Source organism: Bacillus sp. CFBP9009 (genome assembly GCF_036541465.1).
GTDB lineage: Bacteria > Bacillota > Bacilli > Bacillales > DSM-1321 > Peribacillus.
In genome coordinates, this window is record NZ_JAZHFU010000001.1 from 484,279 (window position 1) to 509,401 (window position 25,123).

Below are 25,123 nucleotides of genomic sequence, written 5' to 3' on the forward strand. Positions count from 1 at the left end.
AATCCGCCCGGGCGGAAGAGGTTCTAGCTACCCTCTCAAAAAAACTAAGGAGAACAGTGCTCTTTCTTAGGGTGCTGTTTTTTCTGTATAAGGAGAATTAAGAAATGTTAAGAGTTTTATTGTATTTGGTATCCATCATCACGGCGAATGTGGTTACAGCAGCTTTTGCGCCATTACATTTTGGCATGTTCATCATCCCGATGGGGACATTGCTCATCGGGGGAACCTTCATCTTCCGAGATCTGGTCCAGAATAAATTCGGCCGCGCAAAGACCTATATATGTATCGTCACTGCACTTATTCTATCTGCGTGTGTATCATTCTTATTAGGGGATACATTATTGATTGTATTTGCTTCCGCCTTATCGTTCATGGTCGCAGAAACGGCGGACACGGAAATTTATACCCGTTTAAAGCTCCCGATGAGTTGGAGGGTGTTTTACAGCGGAATCGTTGGAGGGTTTTTCGATTCGGTGATATTTGTCGTGATTGGTCTAAGTCCATTGGGTGCCAATATATTGCCATGGGAAGCAGTACCCGCTGCGGTTATCGGCCAAATCATCGTGAAAACCATCATTCAGTCAATAGGTGCCGTACTTTTGGGACGAATCAACGTAGAACTGGAGAAACGTGTAGTCTCCAGTTAAATGCCAGGAGGGATGCACTACATGGATGGAACCAAAAAGGAAAAAGATAAATGCTATTGTCTCGAGGCCTTTCGTGAAAAGTATGGGCCGCATGTTCAAGGGGAATGTATGAAGCTCTCCTGCGCCAATTATCGCAAGCATAAAGGAATAGATAAAAAAGGACCAAATTAGGTCCTTTTTTTTCGTGAACGGAGAAACTCACCAGAAAACGTGCAAGAACATGTGTGCATTGTGGATTCACGAGTAAGACAGCGAAACTCACGAGTAAACGGCTCAAAATCGTGAGTGTAACATGAATTCACGAGTAAACAGTGCAAATTCACGAGTAAATAGCCTAAACTCACGAGTAAAAGTGCAAAACTCACGAGTAAATAGTCCAAACTCACGAGTAAACGGCTCAAAATCGTGAGTGTAACATGAATTCACGATTAAACAGTGCAAACTCACGAATAAAAGTACGAAATTCACGAATAAACAGTGCAAACTCACGAGTAAAAGTGCGAAACTCACGAGTAAACGGCTCAAAATCGTGAGTGTAACATGAATTCACGAATTAACAGTGCAAATTCACGAGTAAATAGCCTAAACTCACGAGTAAAAGTGCAAAACTCACGAGTAAAAGTGCGAAACTCACGAGTAAACGGCTCAAAATCGTGAGTGTAACATGAATTCACGAGTAAACAGTGCAAATTCACGATTAAATAGCCTAAACTCACGAGTAAAAGTGCAAAACTCACGAGTAAATAGTCCAAACTCACGAGTAAAAGTGCGAAACTAACGAGTAAACGGCTCAAAATCGTGAGTGTAACATGAATTCACGAATAAACAGTGCAAACTCACGAGTAAAACAGCAAGATTCACGAGTAAAACAGCAAAACTCACAAGTAAATGTGCGAAATCAAAAGAGAAGCACGAATTTCACGAATAAACAGTGTGAAATTATGAGTGCAGGACAAATTCACGAGTAATTAGCCCAAACTCACGAGTAAACATCAAAAAAAGCTTCCTGCACCGTTCCATTAATGGGGCTAGGAAGCTTTGTATTTTGTTTAGAATTGCTCTGTGCTTTTCCGAACTAATTTTTCGAGGAAGAAAAAGCATTCTCGCTTCCGCTCAAGTTCGGTTTTTCCATTTTCGGTGACATGATAATATTTCCTGCGGGCTGACTCGGACTCTTTCCAATGGCCTTTTATGAATTCTTTTTTTTCTAACCGTTTAAGGGCGGGGTAGAGGGTGCCTTCACTTATTTGATATTTGCCCATGCTCATTTCCTTCAAGATCTTCGTGATTTCATAGCCGTATAGCTTTTTTTGTGAAAGAAGTGAAAGCAAAAGGAGGTCAATGCTTCCCTTCATTAATTCTTTATCCATATAAAATCTCCTCCTTTTCATTTTTAAAGTGTAATACGTTGTACATCGTATCACAAGGTGCATTTTACTTTTCTTAAAAAAAATGGTTAAATGACGATTGCTAAATAAATTTAATCATAGTAAAATGTGCTTCGGAACGGATGAGTTGTGAAGAGTGTGGTAAGGATACTATATACATGATTTAATTGTTTTAATGAAAATACGGAATAGGATAGAAGAATCACTACTCAAGGGGTATTAATTGATTTTTTTTCGAAAATCATTTAGATTCTATTTATCAACAAGAGCAAAGAAAGAAGGTCCTAGATAGATGAAAGTGAAAGCACCTGAGTCATTCACATATATAGGTGGAAAGAGAGCAGTTCTTCTGCTTCACGGGTTTACCGGAAGTACAGGAGATATGAAGAAGTTAGGGAAGTACTTAAATGATCTCGACTATACTTGCCACGGACCTCTTTATAGTGGGCACGGAGTATCAGCCGAGGAACTTGCTAAAACTGGTCCAAAGGAATGGTGGGGAGATGTAGTTAATGGCTATAATTTCCTAAAAGGAGAAGGCTATGAGGAAATTGCAGTTGTAGGAATTTCTTTAGGGGGAGTGTTCTCATTAAAAGTGGGAATTGAATTGCCTGTAAAAGGGGTAGTTTCAATGTGCGCTCCGACGCAAGGAAAAAGTATCGATCGACAAAAGAACCGCTTGCTCAATTATGCACAGGCTTATAAGAAGTTTGAGGGCAAAGATGCAGACCAAATTGCTGCAGAAGTGAAGCTGCTTGAAGAAGAGCCTATGCCTCAACTAAAAGATGTGTTGAACATTATAAATGAGACAGGTGAAAATTTAGATTTAATCACATCACCAACTCTTGTTCTGCAAGGTCGTTTGGATGATCCCGACTATACGGAGAGTGCTACAGCGATTTTCAATGAAGTCGATACACAGCATAAACACTTGATTTGGTATGAAAAGTCTGGCCATATTATCACATTGGGCAAGGAACGTGAACAGGTGTATGAAGATGTGTATAAGTTCTTGAATACACTGAATTGGTCGGAGTAATAAGCGATATTTTTGATCCCCTTTAAGTTGAACGTGTAAAAAGCCTACAGTCGTAAGTAGGCTTTACACTATACTTGAGGGGATTTTATTTTGGCTGAAAATCTATTTGTAGAAAAAGACCTTTAAGTTATCGTTATTATCAAGAGTTGCCAATAAAATATCGTTCACATCAGCATTATATGTTATCTTGATTCTGTTTTTAAGCCATGCTTCGTCTTTGCCGCCCCGATTTAATTCTTTAGAATCAATCTTTCCCTCTTTAATAATCGTTTTAGGAAAATCGAAGGCATTTGTTGCTAGGTGCATATCTGCTGGGGTTACTGCTTCATATTGAGAGTATAAAAACAATGAAATGGTACCACCCGGTTCCCATAGTGCGAGGGACACTTTTTGAATATCTTCGACTTTTTCTTTTCTTAATTCCGATAATAAAAAATCGATGGAGATTCGGGCCCTTGCTAAGCTTTTGTAAATGATTTGTCCATTTTCTATAAGTGGAAAGGGGGCGGAGTCAAAAAACCTTCGGATTTTGCCCCACTTAAGACCCGTAAACACACTAATTATATATAAAATCACTAAAACAAAGGTCGTAATCATTGAGCCCTTCAAACCTAACTGTTCATCAGATAAAGGGTGGGCAAGAATGTTTCCAATAATTAATGCCATTATGAAATCAAGTAACCTTAACTGCGAAATGGCCCGTTGTCCCATCAACTTAACTGAAAAAAGTAAGAAGAAGAAGGATATAATGGCTCTTAAAGTCCACTGGATTGCAGTAAGAGTTTCCTGGCTATTAAAAAAATCCACAAAAAATTCACGTCCTTATTTCCTGTAAAGGAGATGTAATGGTCAGTAGGATGAATTGAAACAACTGGGAAGCGTATTTAAGACCTCTTTAAATGGGGCCGTTTATAGTTTAAGCCACCTCCTTCTTAAGTATTACCCAACATCGGTCCTTCTGAGACTTTCTTGACTGTTTTCAAAAAATTTATATTAATATAACAATTTTAAAACGTATTGTAATTAAAAATAAACTGATTTAAAATGATATCTTTCCTAAGAAATTTATTTAAAAAATATCCTTGTATAATATCAGTGACGATGGTCTGATAGTTTCTACCTGGCAGCCGTAATGCCGGACTACAAGGAAGTATGAAAATAGAAGAGATGGACAGGTTTATGTTGGTTCGCTTGTGATCCATATAACATGTTTGAATGAAGGCTCTTACTTTTTCACACTTTCTTCCTGCGGCTGAAGGTGTAAAAAGGTGAGGGCTTTTTATATAAAAAAAACGAATGGGAAATGATATAGTCAAAGGGGATGAAAGCATGTATTTCTTATTGAATATACTAGGTGTTTTAGTTGTAATGGGCATCGTTTACCTTTGTTCACCTAATAAAAGGAACGTTAAGTGGAAAGCCATTCTTACCTTGCTGGTTCTTGAATTGCTTATCACATGGTTCATGTTATCGACAAAAATAGGGGCGTGGGTCATCAATCTGATCGCTTCATTCTTCACCTGGTTGATTGAATGTGCGAATGAAGGGATTTCTTTTGTCTTTCCTTCACTTATGGCAAATGAACAAGTGGATTTCTTTTTCAGCGCATTGATGCCAATTATCTTCATTATCACGTTTTTTGATGTTTTATCGTATTTCGGTATACTTACCTGGATCATTGATAAAGTGGGATGGCTCATCTCAAAAGTATCCGGTTTGCCAAAACTTGAGAGTTTCTTTTCGATTCAGATGATGTTCCTAGGAAATACTGAGGCACTTGCCGTACTCCGCCTTCAACTCAGTGCGATTAAGGATCAGCGTCTTTTGACATTTGGAATCATGAGCATGAGCAGCATCAGCGGTTCAATCATTGGAGCCTACCTGTCTATGGTACCGGCAACCTATGTTTTTGTAGCGATACCTTTGAATTGCTTAAATGCCTTGCTGATAGCTAACATGCTGAATCCCGTCGATGTCAGTAAAGAAGAAGACGTCGTTTATGTACCTTCCAAAGAGGAGCGTAAAGATTTCTTTTCCACCATTTCCAACAGTATGTTGGTTGGGGCCAAAATGGTCTTCGTCATCATGGCAATGGTTATCGGCTATGTGGCGTTAACGGCCAGCGTAAACGGCATTTTCGGTTTCTTCGTGGATGGATTGACCATTCAAAAGATTTTCTCTGTCATTTTTAGTCCATTTGCATTCTTGCTTGGATTATCTGGACATGATGCCATGTATGTCGCTCAATTGATGGGAATCAAGCTTGCAACAAATGAGTTCGTTGCCTTGCTCGATTTAAAAGATAAAGTCAGTACACTGCCTCCGCATACAGTCGCTGTGGCTGTCACTTATCTGACGTCATTTGCCAACTTCAGTACAGTGGGCATGATTTATGGAACATTCAATTCCATTCTCAATGATGAGAAATCGAACATTATCGGAAGGAATGTTTGGAAGCTGCTGGTTAGCGGGATGGCTGTTTCCTTGCTAAGTGCCATGGTGGTTGGATTATTCGTTTGGTGATTTAAAACATGGGCATCCATTTTTATAAATGGATGCCCTCTTGTATGAAAAAAGCTGTGCAGGATTTTCCCTTGCACAGCTTTTTCGTTTATTTCGTCAAATAGTTTTCCGTATAATATGGTTTATCTTCCTCATCGAAGGCAACTCCGACACCGAGCGATTCAAAATCCTTCTGTAATTTGTTTTCCCTGTGTCCAATGGAATTCATCAGGCCTTCATGGGCAAAGATACTGCTATTCTGACCGGCAGCCAGGTTTTCCCCCGCCATTCGAAAATTGATTTTGTCATCTTCCATCCGGTCAAAAGGGGATTCTCCTTCAAGGTTTGTATGGTTGAAGTATTGATTCACGGCCATATCTGAACTATGATCCTGTGCAGTGACCTTTACTTGATTATCCCATGAAAGCACTGAGAGATCATGATTGACCCGTGAGGCATTGGTCAAATCGAATAATTGATATTCAAAGCCCTTCTTTAATCCGGGACCGGCTTCTGCAAAATAGCCGCTCTTTTGCTTTTCGAGTTTTGCGTCGATGATTTGGATTGCCGTGACTGTATTTTTCTCATGTTTGTCATAAAAAATGGTCACATAGCTATTATCCATTTCGAACATATCGTATTCGCCGCCGTCACTTCGAATCTGGTAATAGACGTTTCCTTTAAGCAGTCTTGTTACAGGCTCCGCCATTTTCCCGGCCACGGTTTCTTTTGGTGTTCCGCGTTTAATGCCTTCCTTTGAGGAAATCAAATCTTGGTTCGTATATAAACCAACAACGTTATTGTTATTATCGTAGGCAACCATGAAGAAGTTTTGATAATTTTCGTGATAGGCAAACCAGTCCACGCCATATTCATTCCGCGTATTCCGCTTAGCTTCACCAGCCATTTTTTCTACATCATCCTTCGTGTCGCCAATTTCGATATTACGGACTGAAAAGGATGCATCAGCAGGTGCTTCCAGTGCTGGTTTTTTCACTTTTTTCGTTTCCTGAGATTCTTTTTCAGAAGCGGTATCCAATGTTTCCGTCAGCGAGCCAATCAGGCTGCTTACTCCAGTACTCAGTTTTTCCAAGGCTGTCGTAACCTCGGGCCCGTTTATAAATGAACGAACATCTGATGCAAAGGCACTAACCCCCGCTTTGAATCCAGACTCCTGAATATCTTTACCATATCCATACCATAATCCAGAGAGTAGGAGTATGAGGACCACAATATTAAACAATTTACGCAAATCGTTCACTCCTGCTCTATCCAGGATATAGAATCCCGATTAATGAAAGATCATCTGCAGCACACTTAAAACAGGTGGGGCACCTAACAAAAATAGTGAACACATAATGAGTATTTGCGAGACCATTTTTGGAAGCTTTTCCTTCCCTTTTCCCGAATACCAGCCACTGAACTGAAGTTTATTTCTATACCAGACGAATAATAAAAGCAGTATCGCAATCGAGCCTAGCCAGCCATACCGATCCACTCCTATGTTTATATATATGCCGTTTACAATGGCCGAAATGATTGTTCCGGCTATCCCGAATATTAATATGATGCGTATCAATTCTAATAAGACCCTCATATGTCACTCCTTGGTTTCACCATTATACTTCTTCGATTAAAAAATAAAAACTTTAAATGATACGATATTACATATTATACCAAAAAGGAAGAGGGGAATAAAACAGGTGCCTCTTACGAAGGTGAAATTTATGGGATTTTGGGGCTGGCTTTCATTATTAGTTAAACTAGGAGAATTCTTTATAAACAAAAAAAGATTAGCCACTTCGAGCTAATCCTTTTTGTTTGGGATTACTTTAATTGATCATTCAAGACACTTTCCTCTAGAACGGAAAATTTATCTCCATACACTCTTGTTATGTGATTTTCCCCCCATGTACATAGTGCGGATAGGATACTTTCCAGGCTTTGTCCATACTCACTTAATTCATATTCCACTTTTGGGGGGACTTGGTTGTAAACGATCCGGTTGATGACTTCGTCCTTTTCCAACTCCCTCAATTGTTGGGTCAACATTTTTTGGGTGATGTTCGGCATAAGGCGCTTCAATTCACTAGTCCGCTTTTTCCCGTGGGTCAGATGGCAGAGGATAACGCATTTCCATTTTCCGCCCATTACTTCAAGTGTCGCTTCAACGGATATATTGTATTTCTTTTTTTGCATGATTTGCATACTCTCCTTACTTTATAGGTACTAAAAGGTGCCTATATCACTTTAAAGTACGTACTGTTTTTTATTTGTATTATATCTCATAATAACATTTGCACACCGAATTCCACTGTACCATATATAAAAAAGTTGCTTAGGCAATTTCAATAATAGTACAAAACGACGAGAAGGAGAAGAGGATATGATTTCAAGTAAAAATAGAAGTACATGGGCATTGCTGGCTTTAGCGATCAGTGCCTTTGCGATAGGAACAACTGAGTTCATCAGCGTGGGATTATTACCACTCATTTCTAAAGATTTACACATTACAGTGACGACGGCGGGGTTGACGGTATCCTTATACGCCTTGGGGGTCATGTTCGGGGCACCTATCCTGACATCCCTCACATCGAATATGTCGCGAAAGACTTTATTGCTTTGGATAATGGTCGTGTTCATTATCGGAAATGCATTAGCGGCATCTGCGACAACGGTTGGAGTATTATTGATCGCACGTGTTATTTCAGCGCTTGCACATGGTGTCTTCATGTCAATCGGCGCTACGATTGCGGCTGATTTGGTCCCTGAAAACCGCAGGGCGAGTGCCATCGCCATCATGTTTACAGGTCTGACGGTGGCAACGGTGACCGGAGTTCCTTTTGGAACCTTCATCGGTCAGCAATTCGGCTGGAGATTCGCTTTCATCATCATTGTGGCAATCGGCTTGATTGCTTTCATAGGGAACGGCATCCTCGTTCCATCCGATTTAAGAAAAGCTGTAAAGACTACGTTCCGTGACCAAGTCAAATTGGTGAAGAATGGCCGATTGCTGCTAGTATTCATCATTACAGCGTTAGGGTATGGAGGAACGTTCGTTGTCTTCACGTACCTGTCTCCGTTACTTCAGGAAGTGACAGGGTTTAAAGAAGGAACTGTGGCCTTGATTTTGCTAGTATATGGAGTAGCGATAGCAATAGGCAATACCCTTGGCGGGAAATTAGCCAATCGCAATCCTATTAATGCCCTATTTTATATGTTTCTTATACAGGCCATTGTACTTGTGGTGTTGACTTTCACGGCACCGTTTAAGATCGCAGGTTTAATTACGATCATTTTAATGGGATTGTTTGCATTCATGAATGTTCCGGGTCTTCAAGTGTATGTCGTCATGTTAGCGGAGCGTTTCGTGCCGAGTGCAGTGGATGTTGCGTCAGCCATCAATATTGCCGCTTTCAATGCAGGAATCGCCATTGGTGCCTACTTAGGAGGAGTGATTACGGATTCGATCGGACTGATCCATACAGCGTGGATAGGTGGAGTCATGGTGTTTGCAGCAGTGATTTTAACAGGGTGGAGCCGGGCCTTGGAAAGTAGAGACCGTTCCAAGGGATTGGACAAAATAGCATAGGATTAAAAAAGTGATGCATGTTAGAAAAAGCATGCTATGCGTTTAGAGTATCAAAAAAACAAGTATCATTGCATCCCTTCAGCGAATGGTGGAAGGTTCCTTGAAGGGATGTAATGATACTGATACTTAAGCGCATTACAATCTTTGATAAAAACAATGAAAAAAATTTGGAGGTAGAGTGATAATGGTGAAAAATTTACAAGATACAACAACATTGCATAACGGCGTTAAAATGCCTTGGTTCGGATTGGGCGTATTTAAGGTGGAAGAAGGACCGGTGCTGGTAAATGCAGTTAAAGTGGCCATTAAACACGGTTATCGCAGTATCGATACTGCTGCCATTTATGAAAATGAAGAAGGGGTTGGACAAGGGATTCGCGAGGGCTTAAAAGAAGCTGGAATCTCAAGGGAAGACTTATTCGTAACATCCAAAGTCTGGAATGCCGATTTAGGCTATGAATCGACAATTGCAGCTTACGAAAAAAGCTTACAGAAACTTGGCTTGGAGTACCTGGATTTATATCTTATCCATTGGCCAGTGGAAGGAAAATATAAAGAAGCTTGGAGAGCGTTGGAAACTCTATATAAAGAAGGAAAAGTGAAAGCGATCGGTGTGAGCAATTTCCAGATTCACCACCTAAAAGATTTAATGGAAGATGCAGAAGTGAAGCCGATGGTCAATCAAGTGGAATGCCATCCGCGTTTAACTCAAAAAGAAGTTCAGGCATTCTGTAAGGAACAAGGAATACAACTTGAAGCATGGTCTCCTTTGATGCAAGGTGAACTTCTTGATAATGAGGTTTTACAAGCTATTGCAACCAAGCATGGCAAATCTGTTGCACAAGTCATTTTACGCTGGGATTTACAAAATGGGATTGTAACGATTCCGAAATCAACTAAAGAACATCGTATTGTCGAAAACTCAACTGTATTCGATTTCGAATTGACGGAAGAGGAAATGAACCAAATTGATGGATTGAATCAGAATCACCGTGTTGGTCCAGATCCTGATAATTTCGACTTTTAATTAAGTATGAAGGAGAGGGACGGGATATCCGTCTCAGACTGTAGACAAACTCGATGTAAATCGAGTTTGTCTACATTTTTTTTGCTTGTACAAATTTGGACATTGATTGGAACGTAGGGCACTCGCTTTCCGCGGGCGGTCCGGGAGCCTCCTCGGCGCACTTGCGCCTGTGGGGTCTCCCTTGGACTCGCTATTCCCGCAGGAGTCTCACACACCCGCTCCAATCAACTATGTTTTGAAATTTTAGGTAAAACCCCTTTTGTCTACAAACTCGGACGGGATATCCGTCTTTCTCTTTTTTTATTGGATCTTCGCATTTGTGGGGATCGAAATGCCGTATCAACAGACGATGGCGTTTACAATGACAGCATCGGGAATCTGATTAGTTGACACAGTATTACTGGGATGATATAAATGCATGTGCATGCATTATGTAAAAAAGGAGATGAAAAAAGATGAATGATTTATTTTCACCTTATCGCATAAAAGAACTTGAACTTAAAAATAGGATCGTCATGCCGCCGATGTGCCAATACTCCGTCGAAGCGGAAGATGGTATACCAACGAACTGGCACCAGCAGCATTATGTAAGCAGGGCAGTTGGCGGAACGGGATTAATTATAGTGGAAATGACCGATGTGGAGCCTGATGGGCGCATTTCGAATCACGATCTTGGATTATGGTCCGACGACCAAATTGGAGCTTTCTCCAACATCGTTAAGGAAGTTCATCAATACGGTACAAAAATCGGGATACAAATTGCCCATGCAGGCCGTAAAGCGGAGGATGCCGAAACGCCGGTGGCACCATCAGCCATTGCGTTTGATGAAACGTACAAAACACCAAGGGCTTTAGAAACGGAAGAAGTGAAGGAAATGGTCGATAAATTCCGGGCATCGGCCAGAAGGGCAGTTCAAGCAGGATTTGACGTTATCGAATTACATGGTGCACACGGGTATTTAATCCACCAATTCACATCACCGCTTACGAATAAACGTGATGACGAATATGGAAGAGACCTGACTAAATTCGGAGTGGAAGTCATTAAAGCAGTGAAAAGCGAAATGCCGGCCGACATGCCTTTAATCATGCGCATTTCTGCAAAAGAATACGTTGAAGGCGGATATGGTATTGAAGAAAGCATTGCATTTTCACAAGTCTTTAAAGAAGCAGGCGTCGATATGTTCCATGTGAGCTCTGGAGGAGAAGGCCCGATTGGAGCAGACGGAAGACCTGGTACCCATGCCAGCTATCAAACTCCGTTGGCCAGGGAAATCAAAAAAGCTTTGGATATTCCGGTGATTGCTGTAGGTCGATTAGATGATCCGATTCTAGCAAATTCAATCATTGGCAATGAAGATGCCGATTTGGTCGCTGTCGGCAGAGGGATGCTGCGAAACCCTTATTGGGCACTTGAAGCATCTAAAGCTTTGAATATAAAAACGGAGATCCCTAAACAATATCAACTGGGATTCAAGCATTGATACGGATTTTTAAAACGCCGGCGAATATTATATTCGCCGGCGTTTTTTCATTCAGTGCATGAGGGAATTTACATACGCGAATCCATTACGTGATGTTTGACTGGAAATTTTGCTATAATGAAAAAGATAAATCAAACGATAATTCGAGGTGCTAATTATGGAAGAAATAAAAATCATTACAACTGAAGAAGTGGAAGCTAAGCTTGAGGCAGGCGAAGCGATGGAACTTGTCGATGTTCGTGAAGACGAAGAAGTGCAAGAGGGAATGATCGAAGGCGCGAAACATATTCGCATGAATGATATCCCGGCAAACCTTGACTATTTTGATAAAGAAAAAGAATATATTTTTATCTGCCGTTCAGGACGCCGCAGTGAAAATGTATGCTATTATCTTCAGGAACAAGGATATAAAGTGGCAAACATGGTTGGCGGAATGCTTGAATGGGACGGCGAAGTCATCGTTAAGTGAGGTTCCTCAAAAAGACCTGTTATTTTTGTAAGCGTAAATCCAGGAATGTGACGGTTTATTTGAATGAAGAAAGAAAAAAGATCATGGTTTGTTCACAATGCCGTGAATATGCGGAAAGACGCGCATATTTGAAGGCGTAAAAAAAAGAGACCTTTCATCATGAAAGGTCTCTTTTTTCTGTATGGACCTCTTCTAACGGGAATGTAAAAATTATATGTTAAAATTAGGGGGTTAAAATCAGAAAATATAGAAAAAGGAGAGTTGAAGCATGAAAGTTCATAAAATTGCGGTCATTGCGGGTGACGGGATAGGCCCTGAGGTGATTGATGAGGGTGTAAAGGTCCTTAAAGAAGTGGCTGCAATTGCTGGGGATTTTTCTTTCCAGTTCACCTATTTTCCATGGGGCTGCGAATATTATCTTAAGCATGGTAAAATGCTGCCCGACGACGGACTTGAACAACTGATGAAGTTTGACGCTGTGTATCTTGGGGCAGTCGGTTATCCTGGTGTCCCGGACCATATTTCTTTACGTGAACTTCTGCTGAAAATCAGAAAGGGATTTGATCAATATGTGAATGTTCGACCCGTTAAATTGCTTCAAGGTGCACCCTGTCCATTAAAAGACGTGACTCGTGACCAAATCGATATGGTTGTCATCCGTGAAAACAGTGAAGGGGAATATTCCGGTGCCGGTGATTGGCTTTTTAAAGGCAAGCCGGAAGAAGTCGTCCTGCAGACGGGGGTCTTTTCACGAAAGGGAACCGAGAGGATCATCCGTTATGCGTATGAACTTGCACGTAAGACGGGCAGGACGCTAACGAGTATAAGCAAGGCGAACGCATTGAATTATTCAATGGTTTTTTGGGATCAGGTTTTTGAAGAAATTGGACAGGAGTTTCCGGATGTAGAAACGAATTCCTATTTGGTCGATGCGGCGAGCATGTATTTTGTCAAGCAGCCCGAACGGTTTCAAATCGTTGTCACCTCCAATTTGTTTGGTGACATCATCACCGATTTAGGTGCTGCCATTGCAGGCGGGATGGGACTGGCGGCCGGTGCCAATTTAAACCCGGAACGGATTTATCCTTCGATGTTCGAACCGATCCATGGTTCAGCACCGGATATAGCACATCAAGGCATCGCCAATCCACTTGCGGCCATATGGTCCGCCAGTCAGATTCTCGATTTCTTTGGGCATGAGGTTTGGGGTGCTAAAGTGTTGGACGTGATTGAACAGGTGATGGTCGATAAAAAGGCGCTCACCCCTGATATGGGCGGGACAGCTTCTACAGGAGAAGTCGGGGATGAAGTGGTTGCATTAATATCCGCTTTACAAACAAATCAAGTATAATATTTTTGAAAAATGGGTATCCTGCACAATAACTATCATTATAGTAAAAGGGCGGGAGAGCCGATGATACAAGTCAAATTATTTGATTATGAGCATGAAAAGGATCTTGAGGATGAAATGAACTTTTTCCTTGAAGACATTCGTGATAATCAAATCGTCGATATCAAATACAATGTCGCCACTACAGGTGAAGAAGAAGAGGAACAGATCTACTGTTTTAGTGCGATGATCATCTATAAAAAAAAATAAAGGCCGGGCTGGCCCTATAATCAATAATAGACTACCTATTGCTTACTGACGGGCAATCAAAGGTAGTCTTTTTTCCGTCTTGACTTCCTCGGAAGGGGGCATGTTCGTTGTGGAAATTAGGACGATGTCGCTTCCCCGCCGTTGACATGAAGTGTTTGTCCTGTCACAAAACGGGAATCATCAGAGGCGAGATAGACAAAGGTGGGAGCCAGTTCAAATGGCTGGCCTTGACGCTCCATCGGATTATCGACTTGTGTCACTTCGTCTGCCGAGAAACTTGCCGGGATGAGGGGTGTCCAAAACCTTCCGGGCGCAATGGCGTTCACCCGGATGCCTTGATCGACAAGACTGTTTGCCAAGGCACGGGTAAAACCAATGTTGGCCCCTTTAGTCGCCGTATAATCAATTAATTGCTTATTCCCATTAAACGTCACGACAGAAGATGTATTTATAATGGAGGACCCAGCTTTTAAATGGGGAAGGGCAGCACGCGTCGTGTAGAAGTGGGAATAGATATTCACTTTAAAGGTATCATCGAATTGCTCATCCGTAATATCAAGCAAGCTTAATTGCTGAAATTGAATACCCACGTGGTTACAAAGAATATCGAGCTTTCCAAATGTTTCGATGGTGTCTTCCACGATCTTGATGCATTGCTGTTTATCCCTTAAGTCACCAGGCAGCAGTAAGCAACGTTGTCCAAGCTCTTCAATTCTCGTTTTAGTCCGATTGGCATCCTCATGTTCATCAAGATAAGCGATGGAAACATCTGCGCCTTCTTTAGCAAAAGCGATGGCAGCCGCAGCGCCAATTCCACTGTCTCCGCCAGTTATCAATGCGACACTACCTGTTAATTTCCCACTGCCCCTATAATTGGGATTTTCAATGATGGGCCGGGGCACCATTAATTTTTCTACACCAGGCTGGCGAAATTGGCGTTGCTCCGGAACCGTGATGGGGACGTCTTGATAACGAGTGATCTTTCCATAATTCGGATGCATGGGATAGCCTTCACATGATGATTTCTTTTTCTTATCTTCTGCCATGAGGAGTCCTCCTAAAAAAAATTTAGTCGGATTACTCTATGACGATCAGGTATATGCCGTGCATGAAGAACATGTATGGGTACGGGCTCGTTACCGTACAGCTCGAATATGCTGGAGTGTAGAAAAATAGTTTTTGGAGGCCTTAATATGCCATATTATTATAGCGAAGAAGTGAAATTGTTATTGGTCGATCAATCTGATGAAAAAGTGGAGTTGTTATATGATTCCAACCCAAATACCTTTGAATTGCCGCTTATAGGACCGAGACCGCCATATTATTATAATCCGCGCTATGTGCCGTATTATCCCGTGATTTAAGGGTGAACATACTAAGGGAAAATGCATGAAGAACGGAATTTGCTGAAATGGGCTGCCTTGGTCTTTCGATGAGTGGACTAAAAGCAGCCTCAATTCGATCAACTAAATTCCCAATCATAACAGATGTCATTAAGAAAAACTGATTATATTTATCTATGAATTTTACAAATACGGAGATAATGGGTAAAGTTATACATAATACATAGAGCGGACTGGTGTATTTAAAGGAGAGATCCATTTTGGATAACAATATGAAACAACTAATAGAAAATCTACAGCAATCGGATGGTGGACATATCTTATACTGTTTTAATGAATTGGAAACCTACATTGAAAATGAGGCAACATTCATCATTGAGGGTGTTGAACAGGGAGACCATATTCTGGTCGTCGAAAATGACCGTATCTTTCCTTTCGTGTACAAAAAATTGCAGCTTCATTTAAATGAGGAGCAATTGGAGCAAGTGCATCTTATGAATAATTTTGATTTTTATTGTTTTCATGGAGACTTCCATCCTTCGACGATGGTTAATTATTTCTTGGAAAATATCGATACATACACTGAACGCAATCAGCACGTGCGGACTTGGGGCCATGTTGAATGGGGCCATGACGATCAAGCCAGCTTAGCGATAGGCGAATATGAAAAAGGAATCAACAAACTGATCAAGGAACGAGGATTGATTTCTGTTTGTGCGTACGATGACTGCAGAGTGCCTGCCGAGCTTAAAACAAACTTGATCAAGCATCATGGGGTCCTGATAACCGATGAAAAAATCACGATTTTAGCAAACGGATAGAATGGAAGGGGCGAGTTATTTGGAAAGTTTTACTGAACGGGTAATTAATATCATACAACAAATCCCTTCCGGTAAAGTGATGACATATGGTCAAATTGGACAGCTCGCCGGAAGTCCGCGCGGTGCAAGGCAGGTTGTAAGGATCCTTCATTCAAGCAGTAAAAAACATGACCTTCCTTGGCACCGGGTAATCAATGCCAAAGGCGAAATCGGCATAAAAGCGGAGGGCGCCGCAGAACACCAGAAGGCGATGCTCGAGAGTGAAGGCGTCACATTCACGAAACGGAATACCATTGACCTCGAAGCATTTCGCCATCATCCAGAAATGTTTTAAACGAAAAGCCGGATAGTAGAGGCGGCGCGGGTGCGGAAAAAAGTACGGTGAAGGCCCAAATAACAGCACCTACGCCAGAATCAAAGCTAACAAACACCGAATAGATGTGTAGGCTTACGAAATCGCATTAAAAGAGGCTGATCCAAGCGGATCAGCCTCTTTTACGAATTATGAACGGGCATACATGGCAGCATTCATTCCGGCGAGTCTTCCGGTTACTAATGCCGATGTGATATTATAGCCGCCTGTGTATCCGTGTATATCCAGAATTTCACCGCAGAAATACAGTCCGTCCATTAGTTTGGATGCCATTTCCTTTGGATGTATTTCTTTGACGGATACGCCGCCGCCTGTTACGAAGGCTTTTTCTAGCGGCTGGGTGCCGTGCACCCCGAATTGGAAGTCCTTGCATAATTCTGCAAAGCGGCGGATTTTTTCATTTGATATCGTCGCTCCTTGTTCTTGAAGGTCGATGCCGCTTCGCTCAAGCAGGAAGTGAAGGTATCGTTCAGGAACTAAACCTTTTAAGGTGTTTTTAATGGCTTTTTTCGGTTCGGCTTTTATTTCCTTCATGATGTCTTGAAAAACCTCTTCCTTGTTTCGGTCCGGCAGGGCATCGAGTTTCATGGTCACTTCCGACAGGTTCCATTTTTTCATCGCTTTCACGACGAATTGGCTGCATCTTAGAACAGCTGGACCGGAGACGCCAAAATGGGTGAAGAGCATATCCATTCTATGTGTGATCAGGGCCTTGCCCTTTGGGTTAAGGACACTCAATGAAACATCGCGAAGTGCGAGCCCTTGAAGTGTTCGATCTTTAATGAATGTTTCATGGCTAAGTACGGGAACTTCAGTCGGGAACAATTCGGTAATCGTATGCCCTGCCTTTTTAGCCCATGCGTAGCCGTCTCCGGTTGAACCGGTGTGGGGAACTGATTTTCCGCCGACTGCAATCACGACTGCATCCGTGTCAATGGTCTGGCCATCTTTTAACCGGACACCGCTGGTTTTTCCATGTTCATAGAGAACTTCCGCAACTGGAGAGTTCTTGTAGATCGTTACTTTTAAATTCGACAGGCGCGTCAGAAGGGCATCCACGACGCTTTGGGCTTTATCGTTGACAGGAAACATCCGGCCATGGTCCTCTTCTTTTAGAGCCACGCCCAATTTTTCAAAGAATTGAATAATGTCCTCATTATTGAACTCTGAGAAAGCACTGTATAGAAATCGCCCGTTTCCAGGGATATGCTGAATGATTTCATCGATTGAGAGCCTGTTCGTCACGTTGCAGCGTCCGCCGCCCGAGATTGCAAGTTTCCTGCCAAGCTTCTCGCCTTTATCCACTAACAATACATGGGCACCTTTTTCCCCGGCTGCTATTGCTGCCATCAATCCGGAAGGACCGCCGCCAATTACCACTACATCATATTTCAAATTGATCACCACTTTATCATTTTCAGTCCCTTCATTATATAGCAAGAGCCCGTCAGATTGCGAATGTAGAAAAAAAGGAATTATTTGTTTGTGTATTATCTTCGAAAACGATAAACTTGAATGTAGTTTTCTATAGAAAAAATACTTTAATATGATAAGATAAAGAGCGTGTGAAACGTAACTGACAGAGGCAGGAAGGGATTAGATGTCATCTAAGTTTTTAAAAGGGGCTTTTATATTAACGCTGGGAGCGATCATTTCCAAGGTTCTTGGTTTATTTTACGTCATCCCATTTGAACATATGGTTGGGAATAAAGGAGCTACCCTCTATCAATATGGGTACGTTCCATATACCATTTTCATTAGCTTTGCAACGGCAGGCATGCCGCTTGCAGTATCTAAATTCATCTCGAAGTATAATGCGCTCGAGGAATACGCAGTCGGTGAGAAGTTATTTAAATCGAGCCTGAAATTAATGGTTATCACCGGATTTCTCGCTTTTTTGATTCTCTATACGATGGCCCCGCTGTTTACTGGAGTCTTTGGGGTCAAGCCGGAAGATGTTGCGGATGTCACGGAGATCATTCGGGCAGTCAGCTTCGCCTTGATTTTTGTACCGTTCATGAGCATCATCCGCGGCTTCTTTCAAGGACATGAAGCGATGGAACCAACGGCCATCTCCCAGGTTGTCGAACAAATTGTCCGCATCGTGTTCCTTTTGGCCGGTGTGTATGTTGTTTTGAATGTCCTTGACGGAGAGTTAGTGAGAGCCATCCAAATAGCTACCTTCGCGGCGACGGTCGGGGCTGTCGGCGGTTTAGTGGTGTTATTTTGGTATTGGAAAAAACAAAAACCATATTTGGACAGCTTGATGAAGAAAGACAGGGGAACGATGGAAATTTCCCTGAAGGAGATTTATAAAGAAATATTTCTTTCGTCGATTCCTTTCATATTCGTCGGAATCGCGATGCCAATGTTTCAGTTGGCTGACTTATTGTCTTTCAATAAGGCGATGTCGTCGATCGGACTGCAGCATGTTGCTGAGGATGCACTTGGGGTTTTGAATGTGTATGCCCAGAAGCTTGTCTTGATTCCGATGACGCTTGCAACCGGGTTTTCGATGGCGCTTCTTCCTTCGGTGACAAAGGCATATGTAAGCGAGGATTCAAACGAGTTCAACCGCCAGCTGAACCAAGCCTTTCAAATTTTGTTGTTCATTACGATTCCAGCAGTCGTTGGCATGTCTGTGCTAGCCGATCCAATCTATAGTGCCTTTTACAGCCATGATCCACTTGGAATCAGTGTCCTGAAGGCATATGCGCCCGTTTCCATCTTGTTTGCACTTTTTTCCGTTTCGGCTGCTGTATTACAAGGGATCAATCAGCAAAAATATACAGTGCTCAGCCTGCTTGTGGGCTTTTTAATCAAATTGAGCTTGAATATCCCGTTGATCAAGTTGTTTGAAACGGAAGGATCCGTTTATGCTACGGCATTCGGCTACTTGGCTGCCGTGCTGCTGAATTTGTATGTCATTACCTACTTTACTGGATATCGTTACAGCCTTACCATAAGAAGATCTGTTTTGATCACAGTTTTTTCAATAATAATGGGACTGGCTGCCTGGGGCATGAACAGTTTATTATCGCTATGGCTTACAACGGAAGGGCGCTTCCAGGCGATTTTGATCGTGGCCGTTTGTGCAATTTTTGGAGCGCTCATTTATGCGGCGCTTTCCTTGAAAAGCAAACTTGCCCATCGTTTGTTCGGTACCCGGATCGATCGGTTAAAAGCTAAATTAGGATTATAAGCTGGAAGTTTGATGTGTAAAATAAAGGGTATTGAATGGTGAATCCCCAGATTAAAATATATTGGCCTTGCCTGACATTAAAGTGGGCAAGGCTTTTTACTGAAAAAGGCTTTAGGAGGAAACGATGAGAATAGATAAGATTTTATCCAATATTGGTTATGGCAGCAGGAAAGAAGTGAAAAAGCTCCTGAAATCCGGCGCCGTCAAGGTCAATGACAGGCTGCTTAAGGACCCGAAGGAACAAGTGGACCCTGATACGGAAATCGTTACGGTTCATGGTGAACGGGTTGAATACAGGGAATTCATATATTTAATGATGAATAAACCGCCAGGCGTATTGTCGGCAACGGAAGACAACTACCAAGAAACGGTCATCGACATCTTGGAGCCGGAGGATTCGGTATTCGAGCCATTTCCTGTAGGCCGTCTTGATAAGGACACAGAAGGTTTATTGCTAATCACGAATGACGGAAAGCTTGCCCACCAACTGCTTTCTCCAAAGAAACATGTCCCTAAAACATATTTTGCGGTCATTGATGGCGAAGTGACGGAACGGGATATCGAGGCATTCCGCAACGGCGTGACCTTGGATGATGGATACGAAACAAAACCAGGTGAATTGAACATTTTAAAATCAGGTCTGACATCGGATATCGAGCTAACGATCATGGAAGGAAAGTTCCATCAGGTGAAGCGGATGTTTGAGGCCGTTGGCAAACGTGTCGTCTACCTAAAGCGTCTTTCCATGGGGAGTTTACAGCTTGATGAGGAACTTGAGCTTGGTGAATACCGTGAGTTGACGGTGGAGGAGCTTGAACAGTTAAAGGCAGGCCAACCGACTGAATGATAGCTGGATACAAAAAATGAGGCGGACAATATTGTCCGCCTCAAAGTATTTTACATATCGATCTTGTTCGGGTGGTCGTTCTTTTTACGATGACATCTTCACCTTTTTACTTGTTGTCGTCCAAAGGCCTCGGCTTGGGCTTTGAACAAGGTCATTGTATGCTAAGACATTTAAATCGCGCTGCACAGTTCGAGGAGTGATGCCAAATTCTTCTACAAGCTCTTGAGTAGAAACCGTACCGTTATTACTAATGAACATATAAACGGATTTAATACGGGTTAACATGCGATTTGTTGAAGGTTTCAAAAAATCACTCCTTATTCTTTTCATTGTTATTTTGAACAAATGAAAACAACCGATATGTCGGACAGCATTTCAGCTGTCACTATGTACTTGCTATACCCACCCTATAACTCCTCGGAAACATTTAGAAAAAATAAGATGTCATTAGCTTCATTCTACCCCTTTGCAAAAGCAAATTCTAGGAAAAGATACTAATTGACTAAATATTACATTTATTATATCAAATTTTAACAAAATTATTCTCCATACCTATAGAAAAATTAATAAAGAGCTGTTCCATTTGTTCATGATCATATTTTGCCAATACAGGATGCTTACTATGCATCCTGAGATGTCGCACAAAACGAACGTTGACTTTTAATGCATATACATGTTATTTTACTTAAAACGGATCATAAATCGTAACGATTACGCTTTGTGTATTGATACAGGAATTGCTTGATGGCTTGCGGTTACGATGTCATAATGAGGTATCGGGCAGTACAGACTTTTCATACATAGCTAAAAGGATTTAAATATAAACCAATTCGAGGTAGAGCCATATGAACGAAAGATTAATGGAGTTTTTATTGCGCGACGAAGTAACCAGACTTTCTGGCGTCAAAAAACAAGTGTATGAATTCATCGTGAACGAAGAAGATTATCTTGCATCGAAGGCGGACACGGTCGATCAATTCATGAGATTGCTGGTAAAGCATTCTCCGCCTAGGCTCGCAGCCCGTCATTTCAATATGCCTTATGGGGAAATCATTCGTTTCATGAATGAAATAGAAGATGAACTGAATGAGAGATTAGAGGAAAGATGCAAGAAAGTGAAGTGGATGGACTACACGGAAAAGGACCAGCAGGCATTTGAGGAATATCATAGGAAGTTATATCTATTTGTAAATTAATAAATTGGTTCATCAAAATGCCCTGGTATGAAAGGGCATTTTTTTATTTGTCCGGAACCGTTAAACGGGAATCCAGCACAATCATTGTTTGACTGGACCATAAGAGCAAGAATGAGGACGATTTGGAGCTGGGTTGATTGTTAAAATGAGGTCAAATAAATTTTAGGAGCAACTATAATGACTAACATTAAGGAATTCAATGAAATACACTTTTCGAAGGACCTGTTGATATTGGGGAACGCCTGGGATTTATTATCGGCCTTGATTCTCGAGAAATCAGGATTCAAGGCGATTGGAACGACAAGCTGGGGAATTGCCAACTCCCTGGGTTATCTGATGGCGAATTGATTGATTTTGAAAGACATTTAGGTATCATTAAACTAATTACGGATAATGTGAAAATTCCCGTCACTGCGGACATTGAAGCAGGCTATGGTGAAACCGCAGAAAAGATTGTCGATAATGTGTTAAGGACGGCAGACGTCGGTGTTGCCGGGATCAATATTGAGGATTCGCTCAAAAAACAAAAAGGTCTAAGAGATATATCTCAACACTGCAGCCTACTATTAAAAATAAGAGAAGCGTTGGATTATAATGGGTATGAAGGTTTTTACATCAATGCTAGAACGGATACTTATTTTCAAAAAGAAAATCCTTTCCCGGAAACAGTAGAGCGGGCAAAAGCGTATGTGGAGAGTGGTGCCAGCGGAATATTCATCCCTGGATTAACGAACCATGATGAAATAAAGGAAATCACTTTGAATATAGATGCTCCCCTTAATGTATTATCTTTGCCTGGATTAACGAATGGTAAGGAGCTTGCAGGATTAGGAGTGAAACGATTCAGTTTCGGAAATGCCCTATCCGATAAAATCATTGCTTTATTAGAACAAGATACAGCACGAATAGTAGACCTAAATGACACCTCACATTTATATGGGAACTAAAACGTGAAAGGATGCGGAGTATAATGGCTGTTGCTATAAATCTTTCTTTTGAAGAAATGTGGGAGAAGATCATTGACTGCGACCCAAAATATGACGGATTATTCTTTACGGCAGTAAAGACAACTAAAATATACTGCCGCCCTTCATGCAGGTCAAGGAAGCCGAAAAAAATAAATGTGAAATTCTATCATGACATCGATGAAGTCGAAAAGGCTGGTTTCCGTGCTTGCAAAAGATGCCAACCGGAAGTTGATGATTCCCCGAAGATGGGACTTGTCAGAGATGTCATCGCTTTCTTGGTAAATCAGTATAATCAAAAAGTGGAATTAAAGGATATTGCCAATCATGTCGGTGTAAGTTCCTATTATCTGGAGCGGCTATTCAAAAAGGAAACATTAGAAACTCCCCGTTCCTATTTGGAAAAAATCAGAGTGGATAAAGCGGCATACCTTCTAACAAGCACAAGTCGCACGAATCTTGAGATTTGCCTTGAAGTGGGTTTCCAAAGCCCTTCAAACTTTTATAAGGTATTTCGCCGATTGAAAAATTGTTCTCCGAGTGAATATCGCAACATGAATCTTAAGAATCGAGTGTAATCCACATATACAGAAATGGAGGTCCTTATATGACTGAATTATATAAATTAGATTATGAATCGCCGATTGGAGTTATCGAGATATCAGGAACGAATGAGGCCATCTGTTCCATACTGTTCGCTGAAAGGGATACAAAGATAAATATTATGCAAGATCAAACGCCCAAGGTTTTAGTGGAGTGCTTTAGTCAGATTGATGAGTATTTCAAGGGTGAACGCAGGGAATTTACATTTCCTTATATACTTGAAGGGACCATCTTCCAAAAAAACGTGTGGAACGCTTTAACAGGAATCCTGTACGCTAACACGGGTTCCTATAAAGACATCGCCGTTTCGATCGGTAATGAAAAAGCCATTAGGGCAGTAGGGAGCGCTAATGGCAGAAATAAGTTAAGCATCGTGATTCCTTGTCATCGAATAATAGGTTCAAATGGGAAATTAACTGGTTACGCGGGTGGCATATGGAGAAAGGAATGGCTCCTTCAGCATGAAAGGAATTTTCATTAGGATACTTAGCTCAATTTTATGGGATCGCAGGAATTCAGACAGAGTCAAAGCTATGAAAATAGCCTGAGTTTCACTCTCCATTGATGGAGGACACAGTTTTTTTATTTCAAGTTGCAGTTGATTTCAGAAATCCGCTCCCTTTCCTCCGACTGTCTGCCGAGCCTCCTCGCTTGCAAGCGACTGTGGGGACGGTTTGCAAGTTATTCGGCAGGAGTGTCGCAAATTTCTTAAATCTAGATAGTTTTCATTATATATATAAAATATGTAGGATAAACCTGATTTTCTTTAAAAGCATGGTCGTGGTGAGAGCATTCCGAACCTCCTTTATTATCTAGTTTGTAGACAAGAGGAGTTCTATCTTTTAAAACATATTGATTGGAACGGAAGGCGCGAGACTCCTGCGGGAAAAGCGAGTCAGGGGAGACCCCACAGGTGCAAAAGCGCCGAAGAGGCTCCCGGACCGCCCGCGGAAAGCGAGTGCCTGAAGAGGAAATCAACGTTGTGATGAAGGTGATGCTTTGAGCTAATTGGTCCCTGAACGATTTCCCGAAGATGATCGCTAAAATTAGACTGGTTAAACGTCCTTCATTCCAAATACAATTGGCATTCGCCGAACCTGAAAAACGGGAATTATACTATTGTATAGTTCCCGTTTTTTTCTTGCTTTTAAGAAAGAATCAAATGTGTGCCGGTCTCTTTAAACGAAGAGATGAAATCTTTATGCAGATGATCGTCAGTAATGATGTAATCGATTTTATCCAGTGACGATATCCCGATGGTCACGTCTTTCCCGAACTTTGTGCTGTCAGCGGCAACATAGACTTCTTGGGATAGATCTATGATTTTTTTTCGTGTGTTCGCTTCTTCTAAATTATAGTCGGATATGCCTTTTTCAACGGTTATGCCACTCGCACAAATGAATGCTTTTGTAATATTCAATTCACTAAAGTTGAATAAGTAGTCAAATGCAACGATGGATTGTTCATTTCGCCTGACTTTCCCGCCAATGATCAATATCTCGATGTCGCTATGAATGAGCTCATTTACAACGGGGATCGAACTGGTTATCACGGTCAGTTTCTTTTTCTGTTTTATATATTTAGCGATTTGATAGGTTGTCGAACCACTATCGATATAAATGCAATCACCATCGTCGATATACTCACTGCATTTTTGAGCGATGGATTCCTTTTCTTCTAATTGACTGAACATCCGTTCATCTATCGTCGATTCTCCAAACTTCGATTGAACCAGCTTAACGCCGCCATAGATCTTTTCTATTTTTCCTTGCCTTGTAAGAAGGTTTATATCCCTTCTGATGGTTTCGATGGAAACTTGCATTTCTTCAGTAAGCTCGGCAATCTTCATAACTTTTCTAATCGTTAATAACTCGATGATCTTCTTTTGCCTTTCAAGAGGAAGCATAAGTTACACCCGCCTATTCTTCATATCTATCTTCCTGATATTCAGTTTAAGTGTACTGTTTACCGCGAACATATTCAACATATAGATGATAAAAATATCACCAGTTGGTCAAAAGTTAG

At 41.5% G+C, this 25,123-nt stretch carries 29 protein-coding genes, 1 pseudogene and 2 riboswitches; of the genes and pseudogenes, 19 read left to right on the forward strand and 11 right to left on the reverse strand.

What is annotated here, in order from left to right; all coding sequences use genetic code 11:
• The first annotated feature begins 11 nt into the window (after window positions 1-11).
• Window positions 12-54, forward strand: a riboswitch (PreQ1 riboswitch).
• Between the two features lie 50 nt (window positions 55-104).
• Together V3595_RS02535 and V3595_RS02540 are read left to right on the forward strand one after the other, a co-directional pair.
• Window positions 105-647 carry a VUT family protein gene (locus V3595_RS02535; protein WP_485905319.1) on the forward strand — a complete coding sequence of 181 codons (543 nt, stop codon included), beginning with the start codon at window positions 105-107 and terminating at the stop codon, window positions 645-647.
• A gap of 21 nt (window positions 648-668) precedes the next feature.
• A complete protein-coding gene (locus V3595_RS02540; protein ID WP_241589077.1) occupies window positions 669-818 on the forward strand; it encodes a hypothetical protein in 150 nt (49 codons plus the stop codon).
• A gap of 102 nt (window positions 819-920) precedes the next feature.
• On the opposite strand, the gene V3595_RS02545 is transcribed toward V3595_RS02540, so the two are convergent.
• From V3595_RS02545 to V3595_RS02555, 3 genes are all read right to left on the reverse strand, one after another.
• Window positions 921-1,157, reverse strand: a complete 237-nt coding sequence (locus V3595_RS02545) for a hypothetical protein (RefSeq protein ID WP_485905320.1) — start codon at window positions 1,155-1,157, stop codon at window positions 921-923.
• A gap of 11 nt (window positions 1,158-1,168) precedes the next feature.
• Window positions 1,169-1,441, reverse strand: a complete 273-nt coding sequence (locus V3595_RS02550; protein WP_485905321.1) for a hypothetical protein — start codon at window positions 1,439-1,441, stop codon at window positions 1,169-1,171.
• 255 nt (window positions 1,442-1,696) lie between these two features.
• On the reverse strand, window positions 1,697-2,017 hold the full coding sequence (locus V3595_RS02555) for a PadR family transcriptional regulator (RefSeq protein ID WP_485905322.1): 321 nt from the start codon (window positions 2,015-2,017) through the stop codon (window positions 1,697-1,699).
• Between the two features lie 310 nt (window positions 2,018-2,327).
• Here V3595_RS02555 and V3595_RS02560 point away from each other — a divergent pair, with 310 nt between their 5' ends.
• A complete protein-coding gene (locus V3595_RS02560) occupies window positions 2,328-3,074 on the forward strand; it encodes an alpha/beta hydrolase (protein WP_063594466.1) in 747 nt (248 codons plus the stop codon).
• Window positions 3,075-3,176: 102 nt separating this feature from the next.
• Here V3595_RS02560 and V3595_RS02565 read toward each other — a convergent pair whose 3' ends face one another.
• Window positions 3,177-3,881: a DUF421 domain-containing protein gene (locus V3595_RS02565; protein WP_485905323.1), complete on the reverse strand. Its 705-nt coding sequence runs from the start codon at window positions 3,879-3,881 to the stop codon at window positions 3,177-3,179.
• Between the two features lie 255 nt (window positions 3,882-4,136).
• Window positions 4,137-4,237, forward strand: a riboswitch (purine riboswitch).
• A 166-nt stretch (window positions 4,238-4,403) separates the two neighbouring features.
• On the opposite strand from V3595_RS02565, the gene V3595_RS02570 reads away from it, so the two are divergent.
• The gene (locus V3595_RS02570; RefSeq protein ID WP_101223498.1) at window positions 4,404-5,597 is read left to right on the forward strand and encodes a nucleoside transporter C-terminal domain-containing protein; all 1,194 of its coding nucleotides are present in this window, start codon (window positions 4,404-4,406) and stop codon (window positions 5,595-5,597) included.
• 88 nt (window positions 5,598-5,685) lie between these two features.
• Here the strand turns inward: V3595_RS02570 and V3595_RS02575 are convergent, their stop codons facing one another.
• The 3 genes from V3595_RS02575 to V3595_RS02585 all read right to left on the reverse strand — a co-directional run bounded on the left by V3595_RS02575 (window position 5,686) and on the right by V3595_RS02585 (window position 7,775).
• Entirely contained in the window at window positions 5,686-6,828 is a 1,143-nt protein-coding gene (locus V3595_RS02575; RefSeq protein ID WP_485905324.1) for a CAP domain-containing protein, read from the reverse strand.
• Between the two features lie 39 nt (window positions 6,829-6,867).
• The gene (locus tag V3595_RS02580) at window positions 6,868-7,173 is read right to left on the reverse strand and encodes a hypothetical protein (protein ID WP_485905325.1); all 306 of its coding nucleotides are present in this window, start codon (window positions 7,171-7,173) and stop codon (window positions 6,868-6,870) included.
• Window positions 7,174-7,403: 230 nt separating this feature from the next.
• Entirely contained in the window at window positions 7,404-7,775 is a 372-nt protein-coding gene (locus V3595_RS02585) for a winged helix-turn-helix transcriptional regulator (protein WP_034309370.1), read from the reverse strand.
• 187 nt (window positions 7,776-7,962) lie between these two features.
• Between V3595_RS02585 and V3595_RS02590 the strand changes: the two genes are divergently transcribed.
• From V3595_RS02590 to V3595_RS02615, 6 genes are all read left to right on the forward strand, one after another.
• A complete protein-coding gene (locus V3595_RS02590; RefSeq protein ID WP_485905326.1) occupies window positions 7,963-9,168 on the forward strand; it encodes an MFS transporter in 1,206 nt (401 codons plus the stop codon).
• Window positions 9,169-9,352: 184 nt separating this feature from the next.
• Window positions 9,353-10,195, forward strand: coding sequence for an aldo/keto reductase (locus V3595_RS02595; protein WP_485905327.1), 843 nt, complete (start codon window positions 9,353-9,355; stop codon window positions 10,193-10,195).
• Window positions 10,196-10,650: 455 nt separating this feature from the next.
• Entirely contained in the window at window positions 10,651-11,679 is a 1,029-nt protein-coding gene (locus tag V3595_RS02600; protein ID WP_485905328.1) for an NADH:flavin oxidoreductase/NADH oxidase, read from the forward strand.
• 157 nt (window positions 11,680-11,836) lie between these two features.
• A complete protein-coding gene (locus V3595_RS02605) occupies window positions 11,837-12,148 on the forward strand; it encodes a rhodanese-like domain-containing protein (protein WP_485905329.1) in 312 nt (103 codons plus the stop codon).
• A 268-nt stretch (window positions 12,149-12,416) separates the two neighbouring features.
• Window positions 12,417-13,499 carry a tartrate dehydrogenase gene (locus V3595_RS02610; protein WP_485905330.1) on the forward strand — a complete coding sequence of 361 codons (1,083 nt, stop codon included), beginning with the start codon at window positions 12,417-12,419 and terminating at the stop codon, window positions 13,497-13,499.
• A gap of 63 nt (window positions 13,500-13,562) precedes the next feature.
• Window positions 13,563-13,748: a sporulation protein Cse60 gene (locus V3595_RS02615; protein WP_048682016.1), complete on the forward strand. Its 186-nt coding sequence runs from the start codon at window positions 13,563-13,565 to the stop codon at window positions 13,746-13,748.
• A gap of 116 nt (window positions 13,749-13,864) precedes the next feature.
• On the opposite strand, the gene V3595_RS02620 is transcribed toward V3595_RS02615, so the two are convergent.
• The gene (locus V3595_RS02620; RefSeq protein ID WP_485905331.1) at window positions 13,865-14,794 is read right to left on the reverse strand and encodes an SDR family oxidoreductase; all 930 of its coding nucleotides are present in this window, start codon (window positions 14,792-14,794) and stop codon (window positions 13,865-13,867) included.
• Window positions 14,795-14,941: 147 nt separating this feature from the next.
• Between V3595_RS02620 and V3595_RS02625 the strand changes: the two genes are divergently transcribed.
• The 3 genes from V3595_RS02625 to V3595_RS02635 all read left to right on the forward strand — a co-directional run bounded on the left by V3595_RS02625 (window position 14,942) and on the right by V3595_RS02635 (window position 16,246).
• Window positions 14,942-15,112, forward strand: coding sequence for a hypothetical protein (locus V3595_RS02625; RefSeq protein WP_170971649.1), 171 nt, complete (start codon window positions 14,942-14,944; stop codon window positions 15,110-15,112).
• A 239-nt stretch (window positions 15,113-15,351) separates the two neighbouring features.
• Window positions 15,352-15,912 (forward strand): MEDS domain-containing protein, encoded by a 561-nt coding sequence (locus V3595_RS02630; RefSeq protein ID WP_485905332.1) that lies wholly within the window; start codon window positions 15,352-15,354, stop codon window positions 15,910-15,912.
• A gap of 1 nt (window position 15,913) precedes the next feature.
• Window positions 15,914-16,246 carry an MGMT family protein gene (locus V3595_RS02635; protein WP_402898652.1) on the forward strand — a complete coding sequence of 111 codons (333 nt, stop codon included), beginning with the start codon at window positions 15,914-15,916 and terminating at the stop codon, window positions 16,244-16,246.
• A gap of 168 nt (window positions 16,247-16,414) precedes the next feature.
• On the opposite strand, the gene V3595_RS02640 is transcribed toward V3595_RS02635, so the two are convergent.
• Complete coding sequence (locus tag V3595_RS02640; RefSeq protein WP_144477186.1) at window positions 16,415-17,680, reverse strand: BaiN/RdsA family NAD(P)/FAD-dependent oxidoreductase; 1,266 nt, start codon at window positions 17,678-17,680, stop codon at window positions 16,415-16,417.
• Between the two features lie 205 nt (window positions 17,681-17,885).
• On the opposite strand from V3595_RS02640, the gene V3595_RS02645 reads away from it, so the two are divergent.
• Both V3595_RS02645 and V3595_RS02650 read left to right on the forward strand, forming a co-directional pair.
• The gene (locus tag V3595_RS02645) at window positions 17,886-19,487 is read left to right on the forward strand and encodes a putative polysaccharide biosynthesis protein (RefSeq protein WP_485905333.1); all 1,602 of its coding nucleotides are present in this window, start codon (window positions 17,886-17,888) and stop codon (window positions 19,485-19,487) included.
• A 124-nt stretch (window positions 19,488-19,611) separates the two neighbouring features.
• Window positions 19,612-20,334, forward strand: a complete 723-nt coding sequence (locus tag V3595_RS02650) for a pseudouridine synthase (protein WP_402898643.1) — start codon at window positions 19,612-19,614, stop codon at window positions 20,332-20,334.
• A gap of 84 nt (window positions 20,335-20,418) precedes the next feature.
• On the opposite strand, the gene V3595_RS02655 is transcribed toward V3595_RS02650, so the two are convergent.
• Entirely contained in the window at window positions 20,419-20,640 is a 222-nt protein-coding gene (locus V3595_RS02655) for a DeoR family transcriptional regulator (protein WP_034309346.1), read from the reverse strand.
• A gap of 539 nt (window positions 20,641-21,179) precedes the next feature.
• On the opposite strand from V3595_RS02655, the gene V3595_RS02660 reads away from it, so the two are divergent.
• The 4 genes and pseudogenes from V3595_RS02660 (at window position 21,180) to V3595_RS02675 (ending at window position 23,579) form a co-directional block, all read left to right on the forward strand.
• Window positions 21,180-21,530, forward strand: coding sequence for a hypothetical protein (locus V3595_RS02660; protein ID WP_101223034.1), 351 nt, complete (start codon window positions 21,180-21,182; stop codon window positions 21,528-21,530).
• A 177-nt stretch (window positions 21,531-21,707) separates the two neighbouring features.
• Window positions 21,708-22,477: pseudogene (locus tag V3595_RS02665) on the forward strand (isocitrate lyase/PEP mutase family protein).
• A 23-nt stretch (window positions 22,478-22,500) separates the two neighbouring features.
• Window positions 22,501-23,073 (forward strand): bifunctional transcriptional activator/DNA repair enzyme AdaA, encoded by a 573-nt coding sequence (locus tag V3595_RS02670; protein ID WP_350299791.1) that lies wholly within the window; start codon window positions 22,501-22,503, stop codon window positions 23,071-23,073.
• A gap of 29 nt (window positions 23,074-23,102) precedes the next feature.
• A complete protein-coding gene (locus V3595_RS02675) occupies window positions 23,103-23,579 on the forward strand; it encodes a methylated-DNA--[protein]-cysteine S-methyltransferase (RefSeq protein ID WP_485905334.1) in 477 nt (158 codons plus the stop codon).
• Window positions 23,580-24,245: 666 nt separating this feature from the next.
• Here the strand turns inward: V3595_RS02675 and V3595_RS02680 are convergent.
• Window positions 24,246-25,004, reverse strand: a complete 759-nt coding sequence (locus V3595_RS02680) for a DeoR/GlpR family DNA-binding transcription regulator (protein WP_485905335.1) — start codon at window positions 25,002-25,004, stop codon at window positions 24,246-24,248.
• Between the last annotated feature and the right edge of the window lie 119 nt (window positions 25,005-25,123).

Bases quoted from the DNA above. Each gene is read 5' to 3' on its own strand.
- V3595_RS02535 (WP_485905319.1), top strand. From the start codon at position 105: ATGTTAAGAGTTTTATTGTATTTGGTATCCATCATCACGGCGAATGTG.
- V3595_RS02540 (WP_241589077.1), top strand. From the start codon at position 669: ATGGATGGAACCAAAAAGGAAAAAGATAAATGCTATTGTCTCGAGGCC.
- V3595_RS02555 (WP_485905322.1), bottom strand. From the start codon at position 2,017: ATGGATAAAGAATTAATGAAGGGAAGCATTGACCTCCTTTTGCTTTCA.
- V3595_RS02560 (WP_063594466.1), top strand. From the start codon at position 2,328: ATGAAAGTGAAAGCACCTGAGTCATTCACATATATAGGTGGAAAGAGA.
- V3595_RS02570 (WP_101223498.1), top strand. From the start codon at position 4,404: ATGTATTTCTTATTGAATATACTAGGTGTTTTAGTTGTAATGGGCATC.
- V3595_RS02580 (WP_485905325.1), bottom strand. From the start codon at position 7,173: ATGAGGGTCTTATTAGAATTGATACGCATCATATTAATATTCGGGATA.
- V3595_RS02585 (WP_034309370.1), bottom strand. From the start codon at position 7,775: ATGCAAAAAAAGAAATACAATATATCCGTTGAAGCGACACTTGAAGTA.
- V3595_RS02590 (WP_485905326.1), top strand. From the start codon at position 7,963: ATGATTTCAAGTAAAAATAGAAGTACATGGGCATTGCTGGCTTTAGCG.
- V3595_RS02595 (WP_485905327.1), top strand. From the start codon at position 9,353: ATGGTGAAAAATTTACAAGATACAACAACATTGCATAACGGCGTTAAA.
- V3595_RS02600 (WP_485905328.1), top strand. From the start codon at position 10,651: ATGAATGATTTATTTTCACCTTATCGCATAAAAGAACTTGAACTTAAA.
- V3595_RS02605 (WP_485905329.1), top strand. From the start codon at position 11,837: ATGGAAGAAATAAAAATCATTACAACTGAAGAAGTGGAAGCTAAGCTT.
- V3595_RS02610 (WP_485905330.1), top strand. From the start codon at position 12,417: ATGAAAGTTCATAAAATTGCGGTCATTGCGGGTGACGGGATAGGCCCT.
- V3595_RS02615 (WP_048682016.1), top strand. From the start codon at position 13,563: ATGATACAAGTCAAATTATTTGATTATGAGCATGAAAAGGATCTTGAG.
- V3595_RS02620 (WP_485905331.1), bottom strand. From the start codon at position 14,794: ATGGCAGAAGATAAGAAAAAGAAATCATCATGTGAAGGCTATCCCATG.
- V3595_RS02625 (WP_170971649.1), top strand. From the start codon at position 14,942: ATGCCATATTATTATAGCGAAGAAGTGAAATTGTTATTGGTCGATCAA.
- V3595_RS02635 (WP_402898652.1), top strand. From the start codon at position 15,914: ATGGAAGGGGCGAGTTATTTGGAAAGTTTTACTGAACGGGTAATTAAT.
- V3595_RS02645 (WP_485905333.1), top strand. From the start codon at position 17,886: ATGTCATCTAAGTTTTTAAAAGGGGCTTTTATATTAACGCTGGGAGCG.
- V3595_RS02650 (WP_402898643.1), top strand. From the start codon at position 19,612: ATGAGAATAGATAAGATTTTATCCAATATTGGTTATGGCAGCAGGAAA.
- V3595_RS02660 (WP_101223034.1), top strand. From the start codon at position 21,180: ATGAACGAAAGATTAATGGAGTTTTTATTGCGCGACGAAGTAACCAGA.
- V3595_RS02670 (WP_350299791.1), top strand. From the start codon at position 22,501: ATGGCTGTTGCTATAAATCTTTCTTTTGAAGAAATGTGGGAGAAGATC.
- V3595_RS02675 (WP_485905334.1), top strand. From the start codon at position 23,103: ATGACTGAATTATATAAATTAGATTATGAATCGCCGATTGGAGTTATC.
- V3595_RS02680 (WP_485905335.1), bottom strand. From the start codon at position 25,004: ATGCTTCCTCTTGAAAGGCAAAAGAAGATCATCGAGTTATTAACGATT.